This window comes from Enterobacter sp. RCC_40 (genome assembly GCF_041360735.1).
In the GTDB taxonomy this organism is placed as follows: domain Bacteria; phylum Pseudomonadota; class Gammaproteobacteria; order Enterobacterales; family Enterobacteriaceae; genus Enterobacter; species Enterobacter ludwigii.
Window position 1 is genome coordinate 805,996 of the sequence record NZ_JBFUPR010000001.1, and the last position, 18,409, is coordinate 824,404.

Here is an 18,409-nt window from a genome sequence, read left to right on the forward strand (position 1 = left end):
AGCCGGTTATCTTCAACAAATCAGTTAATCTTGCGTTGCAGAAAAGAAAAACTATGTCGGACGTCTGAAGAGAGAAGCATCATGCCGGTACGCGATGACCCTTGCCGCATGATGCTTAAAAAAGGCGGGTTATGGATTGTCAGAGACCACGTCATGAAGAAGCCAGTCGTGAAATATTTTTACTTCTTCACGCATGGCGGTGTGCTGCGGGGTCACCAGGTAGTAAGACCATGTTAACGGCCAGCGATGGTCTGGGTGCAATTGAACCAGTTGCCCGGTTTCAATCAGCTGTTTCACCAGCGCGTGACGTACAATCGCCACCCCCCGGCCGCTCAGGGCCGAGAGAATAACCGCGGAGGTGGAGTTAATATGCAGCCTGCTTTCCAGCGCGCCAGGGGCATTGACGGTACGGAGAACGTCGTCCCATGAGGGAAAATTCGCGCCCGGGTGCGGCGTGTCATCGTGGATCAGCTTCTGCGTGGCGAGCCAGTCACCACAGGCAATTTTCTCCGGAGGCACCAGGCGGGGGCTACAGACCAGCACCGCCTCTTCATCCATCAGCCAGGTTTTATTCACGCCGGGCCAGTCTCCCTGTCCGCAGCGAATGCCGATATCCGCCTCGCCGTGCGATACGTCCATCAGCTTTTCCGTGACGTTAAGCCGCAGATCGATTGTGTCATGCGTTTCTGAGAAGCGGTTAAGACGCTCCATCAGCCAGTTCATCATCAGTACCTGAGAGGCGGTGACGACCACGACAGAACGTGCGCGACGTCCGCGCAGTTTGTTTAACCCGCTTTCCAGCTTGTCCAGGCCCTGCGTAATGTCCTGCAGCGCATCCTGAGCCTCATCCACCAGCGTCAGGCGCTCCTTACCCGACCGCGTACGGCGAAGCAGCGGATGGCCAACCCAGTCTTCGAGCGAACGAACAAGCTGGCCCACTGCGGCAGGCGTCACGCCAAGCTCTTGTGCCGCACCGGTAAAGCTACCGTGACGGGCGGTCGCTTCAAAAGCATGTAGCCATTTAAGTCTGTTCAGGGAACGCATTGCAGGTACTCCGATTTATTCTTTCTTTCAGTATACCTGAGCGAAGAAGATTTTCTTTCCTGTGTCGCAATTTCTTCTCAGTCGTCAACCCTGATGCAGGGTGGCATTCTGGATGCACACGATGAGGAGCGAGGCTTTTCATCAATGACAACCAAATGTTTTAAAAGAGGTTAGCAATGAACGCATCTTTTGCCGGTAAAAAGCTGTTAGTGGTCGGTGGTACAAGCGGTATGGGCTTCGAAACGGCGAAGCGGGTTCTGAAAAACGGTGGCAGCGTGGTGCTGGTGGGGAACCGCAAGGACAAAGCGGAGCAGGCTCGTCAGGCGCTGGCGGTCGACGGGGCGGTATCCATCATCGTGGCTGACCTGATGAAAGAAGAGGGTATGCAGCACATGATGAATATCATCAATGCTGAACACAAAGACATCAGCCTGCTGGTCAATGCCGCTGGCGTGTTCTTCCCGAAACCGTTTACTGAACATGAAGCGTCAGATTACGACATGTACATGAGCATCAACCGCGCGACCTTCTTCATCACCCGTGATGTGGTGCGCAATATGATTGATGCCGGTATTAAAGGCTCCATCGTCAATATCGGCTCTATGTGGGCACAGCAGGCCATCGGGGCCACGCCGTCTTCCGCATATTCCATGGCGAAAGCCGGCCTGCATGCGTGGACCAAAAACCTGGCTATTGAGCTGGGCGGGAAAGGCATTCGCGTCAATGCCGTGTCTCCGGCCGTTGTTCACACGCCAATTTATGAAGGCTTCATCCCGAAAGACGATGTAAAAGAGGTGATGAAGAGCTTCGACAGCTTCCATCCGATTGGCCGCGTGGGTACGCCGGGCGATGTGGCTGAAACGGTAGCCTTCCTGCTTTCTGACAAGACAGGCTGGGTCACCGGCGCAATCTGGGACATTGACGGCGGCGTCATGGCTGGCCGTAACGCATAATACACCGCTCATCACAGGTGATACCGTGAATAAAACTTTTCGTGCTATGCAGGTTTCCTCGCCGGGCGTGCTTGAAATGGTCGTCAGACCGTTGCCCGAGCCGGGACCCGAGGACGTACTGATCAAAATTGAGGTATGCGGCGTTTGCGGTGCCGATCTTCAGGATGCGGAGAAGGTACCGGAAGCGGGGCAGCCCGGGCGCATTCCGGGCCATGAAATTGTGGGCCACATTACCCGGAAAGGAGATGCAGTTCCCGGGATCTGGCACACCGGTCAGCGCGTGGGCGTCGGGCGTCTTGGGGGATATTGCCAGCATTGCCCGCGTTGCCGTAACGGGCTTTTTCACCTGTGTGAAAATCAGCTAACGCCGGGGCTGAGCTGTGACGGAGGTTACGCCGAGTATGTTGTTATCCGCCATACCGCGCTGATTGCCATTCCTTCAGCGCTCACTTCCGTTCACGCGGCCCCGATCTTGTGCGCCGGTACGGCAACCTTTAACGCGTTGCGTCAATCCGGTGCCAGCGCGGGAGACAGGGTGGCTATTCTCGGTATTGGTGGCTTAGGCCATATGGCGATTCAGTACGCCCGTAGGATGGGGTTTGAGGTTATCGTGATTGCGCGCGGCAGTGAAAAGGCGCATGACGCTTTACAGCTGGGCGCTCATCACTATATCGATGCGCAGACGGAAAACGCGGCGGAACGGCTGAGAGCGGAAGGCGGTGTCGAGATTATTGTGGCCACTGCCCCGGATGCAGACGCGGTTTCAGCGTTATTGCCAGCCCTGGCCCCCAGAGGAAAAGCGATCCTGTTGGGTGCCGGACGCACACCGTTGCAGGTCATGCCGGGTATGATGATTGGCGCGGAACGCACCCTGACAGGTTCATTTGTCAGCACCCCGTCGCAAACCGAACGCGCACTGCGTTTCAGCCACCTCTTTCAGACGCTGCCAGTCACAGAGCTGATGCCCTTTGAACAGGCAAATGAGGCGCTCGACAGGTTACGGCAGGGAAAGGCGCGCTACCGGATAGTGCTTACGATGAACCCGGATAACTGATCGGCAGAAACACCGTCTGGCGGGGAGCCAGACGGTGGAGAGGTTACGCTTTACGGGTTGCAGCTTTCATTGCGCTCACAAACGTTTTCAGCTCAGCCAGCATTTGCTCTGGCTTGTCCACGTTCTTCTCAATGATTTTAACGATAGCGGAGCCTGAGATTGCACCGGCTGCGTTAGCGTCAATTGCCGCCGTGACCTGAACGGGAGATGAAATCCCAAAGCCCTGCAGCGGAGGGGCCGCGTGGTATTCAGCCAGCTTCTCGACCAGATGATGCAGAGGCAGCGCCGCTTTGTTCTCCGCGCCGGTTACACCCGCACGGGAGAGCAGGTAGGTATACCCGCGACCATAAGAGGCAATCTGGCGCAGCAGTTCATCATCGGCGTTTGGCGGGCAGATGAAGATAGGTGCCACGTTATGGCGCATCGCCGCCTGGCGGAACGGCGCAGATTCTTCAACCGGTACGTCTGCCACCAGCACCGAGTCAACGCCCACGCGCGCGCATTCTGCATAAAAGGTATCAATACCGCGACTGAAGACCAGGTTGGCATACATCAACAGGCCAATCGGAATGGTCGGGTGCTTCTGGCGGATAGCGGCCAGCATCTCAAAACATTGCCCCGGGGTGACACCGGCCGCGAATGCCCGCAGCGTTGCATTCTGGATAGTCGGGCCATCGGCCAGAGGATCGGAAAACGGAATACCCAGTTCCAGCGCATCGGCACCGGCTTCAATCAGGGTGTCGATAATTTTCAGCGACTGCTCAGGACCCGGGTCACCCAGCGTCACGAAGGGAACGAACGCGCCTTCCTGGCGAGATTTCAGTGCTGCAAATGCGTTATCGTAGCGTTCCATCAGATTTCCCCTCGTGCTTTCAAAATATCGTGAACGGTGAAGATGTCTTTATCACCGCGACCGGAAAGGTTAACCACCAGCAGTTGCTCTTTTTCCGGGTTCTCTTTCATCATTTTCAGCGCATGCGCCAGGGCGTGAGAGGACTCCAGGGCAGGAATGATCCCTTCGTGGCGACAGAGCGTTTTAAACGCCTCCAGGGCTTCGTCATCGGTAATGGAAACGTAGTCCGCACGACCGGTGCTGTTCAGGAAGGCGTGCTGAGGCCCAACGGAAGGGAAATCCAGGCCTGCCGAGATAGAGTATGACTCTTCAATCTGGCCGTCATCGGTCTGCATCATCGGCGCTTTCATACCGAAGTAGATCCCGACGCGACCATGTTTCAACGGTGCGCCGTGCTCACCGGTTTCAATCCCGTGGCCTGCAGGTTCAACGCCAATCAGCCCGACGCTGGTTTCGTCGATGAAATCAGCGAACATGCCGATAGCGTTAGAGCCACCGCCAACGCAGGCGATCACCGCATCCGGCAGGCGACCCTCTTTTTCCAGGATCTGCGCTTTGGTCTCTTCGCCAATCATGCGCTGGAATTCACGCACAATCGTCGGGAACGGGTGCGGGCCTGCAGCGGTGCCAAGCATATAGTGCGCGGTTTCATAGCTGCCAGACCAGTCGCGCAGCGCTTCGTTACACGCATCCTTCAGCGTCGCGGAGCCACTGTGCACCGGGATCACTTCTGCGCCCATCAGACGCATACGGAATACGTTAGGCGACTGGCGCTCAACGTCTTTTGCGCCCATGTAAATGCGGCATTTCAGACCGAGAAGGGCGCTGGCAAGGGCTGATGCCACCCCGTGCTGGCCTGCGCCAGTTTCAGCGATGATTTCGGTTTTACCCATCCGTTTTGCAAGCAGCGCCTGACCCAACACCTGGTTGGTTTTATGCGCACCGCCGTGCAGCAAATCTTCACGCTTAAGATACAGCGTGGTTTTGGTGCCTTCTGTCAGGTTACGGCATTTCGTCAGGGCCGTTGGACGGCCAGCGTAGTTTTTCAGCAGGTCGGTAAACTCAGCCTGAAACGCCGGATCTTTCTGCGCGCTCACGAACGCTTCTTCCAGCTGGCGCAGGGCGGGCATCAGGATTTGCGGGACGTACATCCCGCCGAACTCACCAAAATAGGGGTTTAGTAATGTCGTCATCTTCTCTTCCTTAATATGCACGCAGAGTTTTAAATACCGAGGCCAGCTTACTGGCATCTTTGATGCCCGGCTGCGACTCTACGCCTGAATTGAAATCGAGGCCCGCGCAGCCCGCTTTGGCGGCCTCCACGCAGTTATCCGGGCTAAGTCCACCCGCCAGCAAAACATTGTCCAGCACTTCGCCGTGCAACAGGGACCAGTCAAAACGCTGTCCCGTGCCGCCCTGGCCATTATCGAGTACGTATTTATCAACATGATTCAGGTTACGCTCAGGCAACCTGTCGCCCACGCTCTGCGCTTTCCAGATTTGCACCTGAGGTGCCAGCGCGCTTCGCAGGGAATCGATATAGGCCTGATCTTCGTTGCCATGAAGCTGTACCGCATGCAGAGATAACGCTTCGGCTTTTGCTACCACGTCGGCGATATCCGCGTTGCGAAAGACCCCCACATAGCTGAGTGGCGCTGCCGTCATCACCTGACGCGCCTGCGCTTCGGTCACCACGCGCGGGGAGGAGGCGACAAAAATCAGCCCGCCGTAAATCGCACCGGCGTCATACGCAGCCAGGGCATCCTCTTCACGGGTTAAGCCGCACACTTTGTTTTCACCCAACAGTACACGGCGCACCGCGGCATTGAGATCGTCATGTTCCATCATTGCAGAACCAATCAGGAAACCGTTGGCGAAATGGCTCAGCTCGCGGACCTGAGCGTAGCTGTTAATACCGGATTCACTGATCACGGTGACGCCAGAGCCCAGACGCGGCGCCAGCAGGCGCGTGCGGTTCAGGTCAATCGACAGGTCACGCAGATCGCGGTTGTTGATGCCGACCACTTTGGCTTTCAGCGCAATGGCGCGTTCCAGCTCCTCTTCGTTGCTCACTTCGGTCAGCACGCCCATGTTCAGACTGTGCGCGACCGCAGCGAGCTGGCGATACTGTTCGTCATCCAGCACTGAGAGCATCAGCAGGCAGGCATCGGCCTGGTAAAAGCGAGCGAGCCAAATCTGATACGGGTCGATAATAAAGTCTTTGCACAGGATCGGTTGTGGCGCGATCCCGCTGACAACAGGCAGGAAATCGAAGCTGCCCTGGAAATACTTCTCATCCGTCAGCACGGAGATGGCTGACGCATGATGTTTGTAGATACCGGCAATTCGCGCCGGATCGAAATCGTCACGGATAACGCCTTTCGACGGAGACGCTTTTTTGCACTCAAGAATAAACGCGGTGCGTGCGCCCTGCAGAGCATCATAGAAACGACGGCTGCTCGGGACAACGTCATTCTGGAAGCTGGCCAGCGGCTGCTGTGCTTTACGTGCTTCCACCCAGATGGCCTTATCGGCAACGATTTTCGCTAAAACGGTCTGCATTCTTTACCCTCTTGCCGCAAGTGCGGTAACGCGATCGTAAGCTGCACCTGAGCGCAGTACGTTCAGAACTTTTTGTGCGTTGGCTTTGAGATCTTCCTCGCCGTGCAAACGCATCAGCATCGCGACGTTGGCAGCCACGGCGGCCTCGTGGGCGACCTCTCCTTTACCTTGTAATAAGCGCGTCAGAATGTCACGGTTTTCTTCAGGCGTGCCGCCCGCCAGCGCTTCCTGATGGTAAGGCGTTAAACCAAAGTCGCTCGCCTCCAGCTGATAGCTCAGGATTTCACCGTCGCGAAGTTCGGCCACCAGCGTTGGCGCATGCAGCGACACTTCATCCATTCCCCCACTGTGAACCACCGCGGCACGTTGATAACCCAGCACGCGCAGGGTCTCTGCAATCGGCAGAACCAGCTCCGGGCTGTAGACGCCAATTAGCGCCAGCGGCGGATGGGCCGGGTTGATCAGCGGGCCGAGCACGTTAAACAGCGTGCGGGTTTTAAGCTGCTGGCGAACCGGCATCGCATGGCGGAAACCGGTGTGATATTTCGGCGCAAACAGGAAGCAGACGCCCAGGTCGTCCAGGGCTTCACGCGAACGTTCGGCGTTCATCTCGAGGTTGATACCGAATGCGGCCAGCAGATCTGACGATCCCGACCGGCTGGAGACGCTGCGGTTACCGTGCTTTGCCACTTTCAAACCACAGGCAGCCGCCACGAAGGCGCTGGCGGTGGAGATATTGATGCTGTTGCTGCCGTCACCACCGGTACCGACGATATCCGCAAACATATAGTCCGGGCGCGGGAACGGGGCGGCATTTTCCAGCAGCGCCGTTGCCGCACCGGCAATTTCCTGCGGGCTTTCACCGCGAACTTTCATGCTCACCAGCGCGGCCGCCAGTTGTTCAGGCTTCAGTTCACCGCGAACCACGGCGGAGAAGAGCTGGTGGCTCTCCTGCTGGCTCAGGGTCTGTGCCTGGTACAATTTTTCCAGAACAGGTTGCAGGGTGTTGGTCTGTTCCAGTTTCTGCAGCGCCCAGTCCAGGGTCTGTTCCAGCAGACGCGCGCCGTGAGAGGTGAGGATTGACTCCGGATGGAACTGCATCCCACAGACACGATCGGTATCGTGACGTACGGCCATCACCATGCCTTCGAACGAGGCGTTAATGGTCAGGCCTGCCGGGATGTTGCTGCCGACCAGCGAGTGGTAGCGCGCCACCGGCAGCGGATTCGGCAGTCCGGCAAACATCGCCTGACCGTCATGTTCAATGCTGGAGGCTTTACCGTGCAGGATTTCACCCGCCTGGCCGACGTATCCGCCATAGGCTTCAACAATCGCCTGATGCCCCAGGCAGATGCCGATAATAGGCAACTTGCCGCGCATACGGGTCAGCAGTTCAGGCATACAGCCCGCTTCACTGGGGGCGCCGGGGCCAGGAGAGAGCATCAGCACCGGGTTTTGCATGGTTGCCAGACGCTCAATCAGGGTTTGCGCCGGCACGTGGTTACGATAGATAACGACGTTGTGACCATTCGCACGCAGCTGATCTGCCAGGTTATAGGTAAAGGAGTCGATGTTATCGAGCAGCAGAATGTCAGCCATCAGAAAATCTCCTGTGCATGGTGTGCGGTAGCGATGGCGCGCAATACCGCGCGAGCTTTATTGCGCGTTTCGTCAGCTTCAGACTGCGGAACAGAATCAAGAACCACCCCGGCGCCCGCCTGGACGGTGGCAATGCCGTCTTCAACATAGGCAGAGCGGATAACGATGCAGGTATCAAGGTCACCGTGCGCGGTGAAATAACCCACCGCACCGCCATAGCTGCCGCGACGACGCCCTTCGGCGGCGGCGATAAGCTGCATCGCACGGACTTTCGGCGCACCGCTCAGGGTGCCCATGTTCATGCAGGCGCGATAGGCGTGCAGCACGTCGAGGTCGTTGCGCAGTTCACCCACCACGCGGGACACCAGGTGCATCACGAAGGAGTAACGGTCGACTTTCGTTAAGTCAGCCACATAGCGGCTACCGGGAGTACAAATGCGGGCCAGATCGTTACGCGCCAGGTCGACCAGCATCAGGTGCTCGGAGAGCTCTTTGTGGTCGGTGCGCATTTCCAGTTCGATACGGCTGTCGAGATCGCGATCCAGAGATCCATCGGCGCGACGCCCGCGCGGGCGTGTACCGGCAATCGGGTAGATCTCGATCTGGCGGCTGGTGGCGTCGTATTTCAGGGAGCTTTCCGGTGACGCGCCAAACAGGGTGAACTCGTTGTCCTGCATAAAGAACATATACGGGCTTGGGTTGCTCTTTTTGAGCACGTCATAGGCCGCCAGCGGCGACGGGCAGGGCAGTGAGAAACGACGGGACGGGACGACCTGGAAAATTTCCCCGGCGCGAATCGCCTTTTGCATCTGACGCACCACGGCACCGTACTGATCGTCAGTCTGGTTAACCTCACAGGTCATCTTCTCTATATGCTGAACCGGCAGTGCGGGTGGCGCTTCGGTCATTTGCTGTTGCAGCTGAGCAATGCGCTGCTCAAGACGTGTTTTCTCGGTCACGGATGGCGTGAACAGGCTCGCCTGAATACGGGTGTATTTTTTCTGATGGTCGATCACCAGCAGGGTCTCGGCCAGGTAGAAGCAGTAGTCAGGGCAGCGGTTGCCCTGTTCGGTTTCCGGCAGGTCTTCGAAACCGGCGACCAGATCGTAAGCAAACAGCCCGCCAAAGAACATCGCTTCGCGTTCATCTTCTGGTACCGAGACCAGGTTTTGCAGCAGGCGGAAGGCATCGAAGACTGACAAAGAACAGAGGCGTGCATCTTCGTCCAGCAGTTGGCTGACCGGCGGGAAATGCAGTACCCGCACTTCCGGGTGGCGTTCATTCTCGATGCCTGCTGGCAGGGAGGCGTCCAGCAGTGGCAGCAGCGCGGCACCGTTCTCAGAGAGCGCCTTAATCGTGACAGTGTCACCCAGCGCGGTAATGCGCAATGCGCTGTCGACCAGCAGCAGGCTCTTAAGATCGTCTTTACTGTCAATATCCGCGGATTCCAGCAGCAACGTTGCCGGACGCGCACCGCAGACCTGATGAAACAGCGCGGTTGGGTTGTGGCGATAGACCGCCTCGCAGGTCAGCAATTCGAGGTGTGGTTTGGCTGTTTGCATTATGTTGTTCTCATTTATTCTGTTCAAAAAAAAGCCCGCTTAGTCGCGGGCTGGGTATCTGTTTGCATTTTGCAGACGTGTGACACTGCCCGATAATCAGGATGTGCGCCACCAACCGTGCAGAGTGAAATGTGCTGTCATTTTCAGATACCTTTCTCGTGTGAACTTGCGTACTAGTTAACTAGTTCGATGACAAGTTGTCAACCCTTGATTTCAGAATTTCGCGCCAAGCCGTTATCATAGGGGTTTCGGATGTCTTTAACCTGCTATGGGAAGTGCTTTGAGCGATACCACCTACGCCGTAATTTATGATTTACACAGCCATACTCAGGCCTCTGATGGCCTGCTGACACCCGAAGTCCTGGTTCATCGCGCCGTTGAAATGCGTGTCGGCACGCTGGCGATAACCGATCACGATACGACAGATGCTATTCCCGCGGCGCGCGCCGAAATTGCCCGCAGCGGACTGGCGCTGAATCTGGTGCCCGGCGTCGAAATTTCGACCGTCTGGGAAAATCACGAAATTCACATTGTTGGCCTCAATATCGATATTGAACATCCGGCAATGCGTGCGTTTTTGCAAGAACAAAAATCGCGCCGCAACGAACGCGCCGAAATGATTGGTGAGCGACTGGAAAAAGCGCATATTCCCGGAGCGCTGGAAGGTGCACAGAAACTGGCAAACGGTGGGGCGGTGACGCGCGGCCATTTTGCCCGTTTTCTGGTTGAGGCGGGCAAAGCCACAACGATGGCGGACGTGTTTAAAAAATATCTGGCACGCGGGAAAACCGGTTACGTTCCGCCACAGTGGTGTACAATAAAACAAGCTATTGATGTCATTCATCATTCTGGCGGTAAGGCCGTGCTCGCCCATCCGGGGCGGTATAATCTTTCTGCTAAGTGGCTGAAAAGACTGCTGGCACACTTTGCCGAATGTGGCGGTGAGGCGATGGAAGTCGCCCAGTGTCAGCAGGCGCCCAATGAGCGTGCGCAGCTCGCAACCTACGCGCGTCAGTTCGGTCTGCTGGGTTCGCAAGGGTCGGATTTCCATCAGCCCTGTGCGTGGATCGAGCTGGGACGCAAGCTCTGGTTGCCCGCAGGCGTTGAGCCCGTCTGGCAGCTCTGGGAACAGCCGCAGAAAATTGAAGAGAGGGAAGTATGAGTCAGTTTTTCTATATTCATCCGGATAACCCGCAGCCACGCTTAATTAATCAGGCCGTGGAGATCGTTCGCAAAGGCGGCGTGATTGTCTACCCGACCGATTCTGGCTACGCGCTGGGCTGTAAAATTGAAGACAAAGGGGCGATGGAGCGCATTTGCCGCATTCGTCAGCTGCCGGACGGCCATAACTTTACCCTGATGTGCCGCGATCTTTCCGAACTGTCGACCTACGCGTATGTCGATAACGTGGCGTTTCGTCTGATCAAAAATAACACGCCGGGCAACTACACCTTTATTCTTAAAGGAACCAAGGAAGTGCCGCGCCGACTGTTACAGGAAAAGCGTAAAACCATCGGGATGCGCGTACCGTCCAACCCGATTGCGCAGGCGCTGCTGGAAACCCTCGGCGAGCCGATGCTTTCGACTTCTTTAATGTTGCCTGGCAGCGAGTTCACCGAATCCGATCCCGAAGAGATTAAAGACCGTCTGGAAAAGGTGGTCGAGTTGATTATTCATGGCGGCTACCTTGGTCAGCAGCCAACCACCGTTGTTGACTTAACCGAAGATGCGCCAGAAGTGATTCGTGAAGGCGTGGGTGATGTTAAGCCTTTCTTGTAAGGGTGTAAGCAGATATACTACGCGGCCATCAAAGCAGGGCTGAGCCCTCTTTTGACCTGATTCGACGCCTGTGAAGGCGACACCTGAGGAAGCTCAATGAGCGAGAAGTTACAGAAAGTGCTGGCGCGTGCCGGCCACGGTTCACGCCGTGAAATCGAAGCCATTATTGAAGCGGGTCGCGTGAGTGTGGACGGTAAAATCGCCACGCTGGGTGACCGCGTAGAAATCGTACCGGGATTGAAGATCCGCATCGACGGTCATCTTATTTCCGTGAAAGAGTCCGCTGAGCAGATCTGCCGCGTGCTGGCGTATTACAAGCCAGAAGGCGAGCTGTGTACGCGCAACGACCCTGAAGGTCGCCCGACGGTGTTTGACCGTCTGCCTAAACTGCGCGGCGCTCGCTGGATTGCCGTGGGGCGTCTGGACGTGAATACCTGCGGCCTGCTGCTGTTTACCACTGATGGTGAACTGGCAAACCGTCTGATGCACCCTAGCCGTGAAGTGGAACGCGAATACGCCGTGCGTGTCTTCGGCCAGGTTGATGAGAATAAACTGCGCGATCTGTCACGCGGCGTTCAGCTGGAAGACGGTCCTGCGGCATTTAAAACCATCAAATTTACCGGTGGCGAAGGCATTAACCAGTGGTACAACGTTACCCTGACTGAAGGCCGTAACCGCGAAGTGCGTCGTCTTTGGGAAGCGGTAGGTGTGCAGGTGAGCCGTCTGATCCGTGTCCGTTATGGCGACATCCTGCTGCCAAAAGGTCTGCCACGGGGTGGTTATACCGAGCTGGATCTGACACAGACTAACTACCTGCGTGAACTGGTTGGCCTGACGCCAGAAACCACCTCTAAAGTGGCGGTGGAAAAAGATCGTCGTCGTATGAAGGCGAATCAGATCCGTCGTGCGGTGAAACGCCATAGCCAGGTGAGCAGCAACCGCCGCTCTGGCAGCCGCAACAACAACGGTTAACATAAAAGCCCGGTGAATATCACCGGGCTTTTTTCTTAGTAATCAATACCGATTTGCGCTTTGATTCCCGCGTCAAACGCGTGTTTGACCGGACGCACTTCGCTGACGGTATCAGCAAGCTCCAGTATTTCCCGATGACAGCCACGCCCTGTGACGATAACCGTCTGGTGCGCCGGGCGTTGTTGTAACGCCTCCAGTACCGCATCCAGCGGGAGATAGTCGTAGGCCACCATATAGGTTATCTCATCCAGCAGAACCATATTCAGGGCGGGGTCTGCCAGCATTCTTTTGGCGTGCTCCCAGACTGCAAGACAAGCTGCAGTATCGGTTTCACGGTTCTGCGTATCCCATGTAAAACCTGTCGCCATCACCTGAAATTCAACGCCATGCGGTTCAAGCAGATTACGTTCGCCGTTCGGCCATTCGCCTTTGATGAACTGAATGACGCCCACTTTCTGCCCGTGACCGACAGCACGCGTGGCGGTGCCAAATGCCGCGGTAGTTTTACCTTTGCCGTTACCGGTAAAGACGATAATTATCCCGCGCTCGTCCTGTGCGGCCGCAACGCGCGCATCGACCTGTTCCTTCAGACGCTGCTGGCGTTGTTGATGGCGTTCTTCACTCATTGCGAAATCCCTGGTTTACGGCCCGGCTGGGCATCGAAGGTCATCCCCGTTTTACGACGGCTGTCGTCGCCCATCAGCCAGAGATAAAGCGGCATAATGTCTGCGGGTGTTTTCAGTTTCTGCGGGTCTTCCGACGGGAAGGCGCTGGCGCGCATTTTGGTGCGCGTTCCTCCCGGGTTAATGCAATTTACGCGCAGATGGCGGCTTTGATACTCTTCCGCCAGCACCTGCATCATCCCTTCAGTCGCGAATTTCGAGACGGCATATGCCCCCCAGTTGGCTCGACCTTCGCGGCCTACGCTTGAGGAGGTAAAGACCAGCGAGCCGGACTCGGATTTAAGTAATAAAGGAAGCAATGCCTGCGTCAGGAAAAACGTGCCGTTGACGTTGACCTGCATCACCTGCTGCCAGATATCGGGATCCTGTTCATCCATAGGACGGACTTCTCCCAGCAAACCCGCATTGTGCAGGACACCGTCCAGCCGCGGGTAGTGGGCGCTAATACGGTGAGCAAGCTCCTGGCACACCGCTGGCGTGCAGGTGAGTAAATCGAGGGTATACCACGGGGCCGGAATGCCGCCTGCCGCCTCTATTTCCTGCGCGACGCTTTTCAGTTTCTCTTCGTTACGACCAATAAGAATAACGCTCGCGCCATAGTCAGCGTAGGTCAGGGCCGCCTCGCGACCAATTCCGTCGCTGGCACCGGTGACCAGAATGATGCGATTTTGCAGCAGATTTTTTTGCGGTTGATAATGCACGGGGACTCCTCTGGCGCGCAGTGACGCAATGACGCCTTCTTTATGACTTTTCGGCTTTATGCCCGAATTAGCATGAGAATTCAATCAGTCTACAGGAGGCATTACTGTAAAATTAACAATTTGCAAATATTTAAACCCCCATGAGGGGATTCCTGAAGCAGGCTCGTAGAGGTAATGTCACGAGCGAGACGCATGGGCAGGGCTGTTGTACACTGCCGTGAAAGAATCGTGGTTAAACAAGGTGGAACGCGTGGAATTACTTTCTCAGTATGGGTTGTTTTTGGCCAAAATCGCAACGGTGGTGATTGCCATTGCGGTGATTGCCGTTCTGATTGTAAACCTGACGCAGCGTAAGCGTCAGCGTGGGGAGTTACGCATTACCCGCCTGAGTGAGCAGTATAAAGAGATGCAGGAAGATATGTCTCTGTCGCTGCTCGATAGCCATCAACAGAAGCAGTGGCTTAAAGCGCAGAAGAAAAAGCATAAACAGGAAGCCAAAGCGGCAAAAGCGAAAGCCAAGCTCAATGCACCGCAGGATGAGGCAAAGCCACGCGTCTATGTGCTCGACTTTAAAGGCAGCATGGATGCGCATGAAGTTTCGTCTCTGCGCGAAGAGGTCACTGCCGTTCTTGCCGTGGCAAAACCGCAGGATCAGGTGGTGGTGCGTCTTGAAAGCCCGGGCGGTGTGGTACACGGTTACGGACTGGCTGCGTCACAGCTGCAGCGCCTGCGTGAAAAACAGATCCCGCTGACCGTCGCGGTGGATAAAGTCGCGGCGAGCGGTGGCTACATGATGGCCTGCGTCGCGGATAAAATTGTGGCGGCACCGTTTTCTATTATTGGTTCAATCGGTGTGGTTGCGCAAATCCCTAACTTTAACCGCTTCCTCAAAAACAAAGAGATCGACATTGAACTGCACACGGCCGGGCAGTACAAACGCACTCTGACGCTGCTGGGGGAAAACACGGAAGAAGGGCGTCAGAAATTCCGTGAAGATCTCAATGAAACGCATCACCTCTTTAAAGACTTTGTGCACCGTATGCGCCCATCGCTCGATATTGAGCAGGTCGCGACGGGGGAGCACTGGTACGGGATCCAGGCCCAGGAGAAAGGACTGGTAGATGAGGTGGGCACCAGCGATGACCTGCTGCTGAACCTGATGGACGGCCGTGAGCTGGTGGGCGTGCGCTTTACGCAGCGCAAGCGTCTGCTCGATCGCTTTACCAACAGTGCGGCAGAAAGTGCCGATCGGCTGTTGCTCCGCTGGCTACAGCGCGGACAAAAACCGTTGCTGTAAACAAAAACGCGAGGCTCAGGCCTCGCGTTTTGCATTAATCAACCAGGTGATATTTCTCTGAAAGCGTATGCGCCAGGTATTTAAACATGTTAAACACGGCGGTGCTTTTCGGGGTAGGTAGCCCCTGTTCGTCAAGGAAGTATTCGCCGCTGAAAACCAGCACGCCATTACGCTGTTCTACGCCGGTGGCTTCAATGCCCGCCAGAGTATCTTCATGATCACGGATAAGCTTGTTTGCTTCGATAAGCAGAGAGACTCGGTCAATTGGTTGGGTCGTATTGTGCATAATCCACTCCTTAAACAGTGACAATAGTCTACGCCGAGGGCGCTTTGGGGGCAAATTTTCCCTGTAATCTGAGGGGATAAGGCGCAGGAGCCTGGCTGGCGTGATTTGCTTTTGCATGCTAATAAAGTTGCGTAACGGATTTTATCAGGTAGAGTGTGCGCTTTCGTCATTCTGGCAACAGAATTGCTTGACATTCGACCGGTAATTCGTCACGAATCATATGAGGCGTGAGAAAAATACCCGAAAACTCAATCACCTGGGCGTCTTTTCTCTGACGTTCGGTAAGACAAAGGGGTTGATATCCCCTGACGCAGTCGCAATATCAATGACGCGTCGTCAGTGGAAGGGAAATCAACGTGCGGCGTATTCCTGGAAGAATTAAATTAGGTAAAGGTGAATATGGGTAAAGCTCTCGTCATCGTTGAGTCCCCGGCAAAAGCCAAAACGATCAATAAGTATCTGGGTAATGACTACGTGGTTAAGTCCAGCGTGGGTCATATCCGCGATTTGCCGACCAGTGGCTCAGCCAGCAAAAAGAGCGCAGACTCTACCTCCACCAAAGGGGCTAAAAAGCCTAAAAAGGATGAACGTAGCGCGCTTGTCAACCGCATGGGTGTTAACCCATGGCACAACTGGGATGCACAATACGAAGTGCTGCCCGGGAAAGAAAAAGTTGTTAATGAGCTGAAACAGCTTGCTGAAAAAGCAGACCACATCTATCTCGCAACCGACCTTGACCGCGAAGGGGAAGCCATTGCGTGGCACCTGCGGGAAGTGATCGGTGGTGATGACAAACGCTACAGCCGTGTAGTGTTTAACGAAATTACGAAGAATGCGATTCGTCAGGCGTTTGAAAAGCCGGGCGAACTGAACATTGACCGTGTAAACGCGCAGCAGGCACGTCGCTTTATGGACCGTGTTGTGGGCTACATGGTGTCTCCACTGCTGTGGAAAAAGATTGCCCGTGGTCTGTCCGCAGGCCGTGTGCAATCCGTTGCCGTGCGTCTTGTCGTTGAACGTGAACGCGAAATTAAAGCGTTTGTGCCAGAAGAGTTCTGGGAAGTCGACGCGAATGTCACCACGCCGGGCGGGGATGCTCTGCCGCTGCAGGTGAGCCATCAGAACGACAAGCCTTTCCGTCCTGAAAACCGTGACCAGACCATGGCCGCGGTGGCGTTGCTGGAAAAAGCACGCTATCAGGTTCTGGAGCGTGAAGACAAACCGACCAGCAGTAAGCCTGGCGCACCGTTTATTACCTCTACGCTGCAACAGGCCGCAAGCACGCGTCTGGGTTATGGCGTGAAGAAAACCATGATGATGGCCCAGCGCTTGTATGAAGCGGGTTACATCACCTACATGCGTACCGACTCGACTAACCTGAGTCAGGATGCGGTTAACATGGTGCGCGGCTATATCGGTGACAATTTCGGTAAGAAATACCTGCCGGAAAGCGCTAACCAGTACGCCAGCAAAGAGAACTCACAGGAAGCGCACGAAGCCATTCGTCCTTCTGACGTCTCTGTGTTAGCGGAATCGCTGAAGGATATGGAAGCCGACGCCCAGAAGCTGTACCAGCTTATCTGGCGCCAGTTCGTCGCGTGTCAAATGACACCCGCGCAGTATGATTCCACTACGCTTACCGTTGGTGCGGGTGATTTCCGTCTGAAAGCGCGTGGCCGTATCCTGCGTTTCGACGGCTGGACGAAAGTCATGCCTGCACTGCGTAAAGGCGACGAAGACCGAACGCTGCCGGCGGTGAACAAAGGGGATGAACTCTCTCTGGTTGACCTCGTGCCAGCTCAGCACTTTACCAAGCCGCCTGCGCGCTTTAGCGAAGCATCGCTGGTAAAAGAGCTGGAAAAACGCGGTATTGGTCGTCCGTCAACCTATGCGTCAATCATTTCGACCATTCAGGATCGTGGCTATGTGCGTGTTGAAAACCGCCGTTTCTACGCTGAAAAAATGGGTGAGATCGTAACCGACCGTCTGGAAGCTAACTTCCGCGAGTTGATGAACTACGACTTTACCGCACAGATGGAAGACAGCCTTGACCAGGTTGCCAGCCATCAGGCGGAATGGAAGAAAGTGCTCGACAGCTTCTTCAGCGACTTTACCAACCAGCTTGAAAAAGCGGAGAAAGATCCTGAAGAGGGCGGCATGCTGCCTAACCAGATGGTACTGACCAGCATCGATTGCCCAACCTGTGGCCGTAAGATGGGGATCCGTACTGCGACAACAGGCGTCTTCCTCGGTTGCTCCGGCTATGCGTTATCGCCGAAAGAGCGCTGCAAAACCACCATCAACCTGGTACCTGAGAACGAAGTTCTTAACGTGCTGGAAGGTGACGATGCAGAAACCAATGCCCTGCGTGCCAAACGTCGTTGTAAGAAATGTGGCACGGCGATGGACAGCTACCTGATCGATCCGAAACGCAAATTGCACGTCTGCGGGAATAACCCAACGTGTGATGGTTATGAGATCGAAGAGGGTGAGTTCCGCATCAAAGGCTATGACGGCCCTATCGTTGAGTGCGAGAAGTGTGGCTCGGAAATGCACCTGAAAATGGGGCGTTTCGGGAAATACATGGCGTGCACCAACGACGAGTGTAAGAACACCCGTAAGATTCTGCGTAACGGTGAAGTCGCGCCGCCGAAGGAAGATCCGGTTCCGCTGCCAGAATTGCCGTGTGAGAAGTCTGACGCCTATTTCGTGCTGCGTGACGGTGCTGCCGGGGTCTTCCTCGCGGCCAACACCTTCCCGAAATCGCGTGAAACCCGCGCGCCGCTGGTGGAAGAGCTGCATCGCTTCCGCGACCGTCTGCCTGAGAAACTGCGTTATCTGGCCGATGCGCCACAGCAGGATCCTGAAGGGAATAAAACGGTGGTACGTTTTAGCCGTAAAACAAAACAGCAGTACGTTGCGGCTGAGAAAGAGGGTAAAGCGACCGGCTGGTCCGCCTTCTTTGTCGACGGAAAATGGGTTGAAGGCAAGAAATAATCTTCCCTTACCGTAACTTACCTGTAAAAGGGCCGGACTTCCGGCCCTTTTTTATTACCTTGTTATT

Annotated in this window: 17 protein-coding genes and 1 other annotated feature; of the genes, 7 read left to right on the forward strand and 10 right to left on the reverse strand. The window is 55.6% G+C overall.

The window, feature by feature from the left end; all coding sequences use genetic code 11:
• Positions 1-129: 129 nt before the first annotated feature.
• Positions 130-1,044 carry a LysR substrate-binding domain-containing protein gene (locus AB6731_RS03785; RefSeq protein WP_014170388.1) on the reverse strand — a complete coding sequence of 305 codons (915 nt, stop codon included), beginning with the start codon at positions 1,042-1,044 and terminating at the stop codon, positions 130-132.
• A gap of 176 nt (positions 1,045-1,220) precedes the next feature.
• Between AB6731_RS03785 and AB6731_RS03790 the strand changes: the two genes are divergently transcribed.
• Together AB6731_RS03790 and AB6731_RS03795 are read left to right on the forward strand one after the other, a co-directional pair.
• Positions 1,221-1,997: an SDR family NAD(P)-dependent oxidoreductase gene (locus AB6731_RS03790; RefSeq protein ID WP_371005904.1), complete on the forward strand. Its 777-nt coding sequence runs from the start codon at positions 1,221-1,223 to the stop codon at positions 1,995-1,997.
• Positions 1,998-2,022: 25 nt separating this feature from the next.
• Positions 2,023-3,051, forward strand: a complete 1,029-nt coding sequence (locus AB6731_RS03795; protein WP_371005905.1) for a zinc-binding dehydrogenase — start codon at positions 2,023-2,025, stop codon at positions 3,049-3,051.
• Positions 3,052-3,094: 43 nt separating this feature from the next.
• Here the strand turns inward: AB6731_RS03795 and trpA are convergent, their stop codons facing one another.
• The 6 genes from trpA to trpL all read right to left on the reverse strand — a co-directional run bounded on the left by trpA (position 3,095) and on the right by trpL (position 9,768).
• The gene (trpA, locus tag AB6731_RS03800; protein ID WP_328704773.1) at positions 3,095-3,904 is read right to left on the reverse strand and encodes a tryptophan synthase subunit alpha; all 810 of its coding nucleotides are present in this window, start codon (positions 3,902-3,904) and stop codon (positions 3,095-3,097) included.
• On the reverse strand, positions 3,904-5,097 hold the full coding sequence (gene trpB / locus AB6731_RS03805) for a tryptophan synthase subunit beta (RefSeq protein ID WP_020882431.1): 1,194 nt from the start codon (positions 5,095-5,097) through the stop codon (positions 3,904-3,906). The genes trpA and trpB overlap by 1 nt, the downstream gene beginning before the upstream one ends.
• 10 nt (positions 5,098-5,107) lie before the next feature.
• On the reverse strand, positions 5,108-6,466 hold the full coding sequence (gene trpCF, locus AB6731_RS03810; protein ID WP_371005906.1) for a bifunctional indole-3-glycerol-phosphate synthase TrpC/phosphoribosylanthranilate isomerase TrpF: 1,359 nt from the start codon (positions 6,464-6,466) through the stop codon (positions 5,108-5,110).
• Positions 6,467-6,469: 3 nt separating this feature from the next.
• Entirely contained in the window at positions 6,470-8,065 is a 1,596-nt protein-coding gene (gene trpD / locus AB6731_RS03815) for a bifunctional anthranilate synthase glutamate amidotransferase component TrpG/anthranilate phosphoribosyltransferase TrpD (protein ID WP_014170382.1), read from the reverse strand.
• The gene (locus AB6731_RS03820; protein WP_311382627.1) at positions 8,065-9,627 is read right to left on the reverse strand and encodes an anthranilate synthase component 1; all 1,563 of its coding nucleotides are present in this window, start codon (positions 9,625-9,627) and stop codon (positions 8,065-8,067) included. The genes trpD and AB6731_RS03820 overlap by 1 nt, the downstream gene beginning before the upstream one ends.
• A 25-nt stretch (positions 9,628-9,652) precedes the next feature.
• Positions 9,653-9,747: a sequence feature (Trp leader region), on the reverse strand.
• Entirely contained in the window at positions 9,724-9,768 is a 45-nt protein-coding gene (trpL, locus tag AB6731_RS03825; RefSeq protein WP_106993556.1) for a trp operon leader peptide, read from the reverse strand. (Overlaps the previous feature by 24 nt.)
• 127 nt (positions 9,769-9,895) lie before the next feature.
• On the opposite strand from trpL, the gene rnm reads away from it, so the two are divergent.
• The 3 genes from rnm (at position 9,896) to rluB (ending at position 12,378) form a co-directional block, all read left to right on the forward strand.
• Complete coding sequence (gene rnm, locus AB6731_RS03830; RefSeq protein ID WP_311382626.1) at positions 9,896-10,789, forward strand: RNase AM; 894 nt, start codon at positions 9,896-9,898, stop codon at positions 10,787-10,789.
• Positions 10,786-11,406 carry an L-threonylcarbamoyladenylate synthase gene (locus tag AB6731_RS03835; protein ID WP_003856793.1) on the forward strand — a complete coding sequence of 207 codons (621 nt, stop codon included), beginning with the start codon at positions 10,786-10,788 and terminating at the stop codon, positions 11,404-11,406. The genes rnm and AB6731_RS03835 overlap by 4 nt, the downstream gene beginning before the upstream one ends.
• 96 nt (positions 11,407-11,502) lie before the next feature.
• On the forward strand, positions 11,503-12,378 hold the full coding sequence (rluB, locus tag AB6731_RS03840) for a 23S rRNA pseudouridine(2605) synthase RluB (RefSeq protein WP_008502809.1): 876 nt from the start codon (positions 11,503-11,505) through the stop codon (positions 12,376-12,378).
• Between the two features lie 35 nt (positions 12,379-12,413).
• On the opposite strand, the gene cobO is transcribed toward rluB, so the two are convergent.
• Both cobO and AB6731_RS03850 read right to left on the reverse strand, forming a co-directional pair.
• Positions 12,414-13,004 carry a cob(I)yrinic acid a,c-diamide adenosyltransferase gene (gene cobO / locus AB6731_RS03845; protein WP_371005907.1) on the reverse strand — a complete coding sequence of 197 codons (591 nt, stop codon included), beginning with the start codon at positions 13,002-13,004 and terminating at the stop codon, positions 12,414-12,416.
• Positions 13,001-13,762, reverse strand: a complete 762-nt coding sequence (locus tag AB6731_RS03850) for a YciK family oxidoreductase (protein ID WP_020882436.1) — start codon at positions 13,760-13,762, stop codon at positions 13,001-13,003. The genes cobO and AB6731_RS03850 overlap by 4 nt, the downstream gene beginning before the upstream one ends.
• A gap of 250 nt (positions 13,763-14,012) precedes the next feature.
• Between AB6731_RS03850 and sohB the strand changes: the two genes are divergently transcribed.
• On the forward strand, positions 14,013-15,059 hold the full coding sequence (gene sohB, locus AB6731_RS03855) for a protease SohB (RefSeq protein WP_020882437.1): 1,047 nt from the start codon (positions 14,013-14,015) through the stop codon (positions 15,057-15,059).
• A gap of 34 nt (positions 15,060-15,093) precedes the next feature.
• Here the strand turns inward: sohB and AB6731_RS03860 are convergent, their stop codons facing one another.
• Entirely contained in the window at positions 15,094-15,345 is a 252-nt protein-coding gene (locus tag AB6731_RS03860) for a YciN family protein (protein WP_020882438.1), read from the reverse strand.
• Between the two features lie 399 nt (positions 15,346-15,744).
• On the opposite strand from AB6731_RS03860, the gene topA reads away from it, so the two are divergent.
• Positions 15,745-18,342, forward strand: coding sequence for a type I DNA topoisomerase (topA, locus tag AB6731_RS03865; RefSeq protein WP_020882439.1), 2,598 nt, complete (start codon positions 15,745-15,747; stop codon positions 18,340-18,342).
• Positions 18,343-18,409 lie beyond the last annotated feature (67 nt).

Excerpts from the sequence above, each read along its gene's own strand:
- topA (WP_020882439.1), top strand. The coding sequence starts at position 15,745 with ATGGGTAAAGCTCTCGTCATCGTTGAGTCCCCGGCAAAAGCCAAAACG.
- trpA (WP_328704773.1), bottom strand. The coding sequence starts at position 3,904 with ATGGAACGCTACGATAACGCATTTGCAGCACTGAAATCTCGCCAGGAA.
- trpCF (WP_371005906.1), bottom strand. The coding sequence starts at position 6,466 with ATGCAGACCGTTTTAGCGAAAATCGTTGCCGATAAGGCCATCTGGGTG.
- cobO (WP_371005907.1), bottom strand. The coding sequence starts at position 13,004 with ATGAGTGAAGAACGCCATCAACAACGCCAGCAGCGTCTGAAGGAACAG.
- trpB (WP_020882431.1), bottom strand. The coding sequence starts at position 5,097 with ATGACGACATTACTAAACCCCTATTTTGGTGAGTTCGGCGGGATGTAC.
- AB6731_RS03790 (WP_371005904.1), top strand. The coding sequence starts at position 1,221 with ATGAACGCATCTTTTGCCGGTAAAAAGCTGTTAGTGGTCGGTGGTACA.
- AB6731_RS03860 (WP_020882438.1), bottom strand. The coding sequence starts at position 15,345 with ATGCACAATACGACCCAACCAATTGACCGAGTCTCTCTGCTTATCGAA.
- trpD (WP_014170382.1), bottom strand. The coding sequence starts at position 8,065 with ATGGCTGACATTCTGCTGCTCGATAACATCGACTCCTTTACCTATAAC.
- AB6731_RS03835 (WP_003856793.1), top strand. The coding sequence starts at position 10,786 with ATGAGTCAGTTTTTCTATATTCATCCGGATAACCCGCAGCCACGCTTA.
- AB6731_RS03820 (WP_311382627.1), bottom strand. The coding sequence starts at position 9,627 with ATGCAAACAGCCAAACCACACCTCGAATTGCTGACCTGCGAGGCGGTC.
- rluB (WP_008502809.1), top strand. The coding sequence starts at position 11,503 with ATGAGCGAGAAGTTACAGAAAGTGCTGGCGCGTGCCGGCCACGGTTCA.
- rnm (WP_311382626.1), top strand. The coding sequence starts at position 9,896 with ATGGGAAGTGCTTTGAGCGATACCACCTACGCCGTAATTTATGATTTA.
- AB6731_RS03785 (WP_014170388.1), bottom strand. The coding sequence starts at position 1,044 with ATGCGTTCCCTGAACAGACTTAAATGGCTACATGCTTTTGAAGCGACC.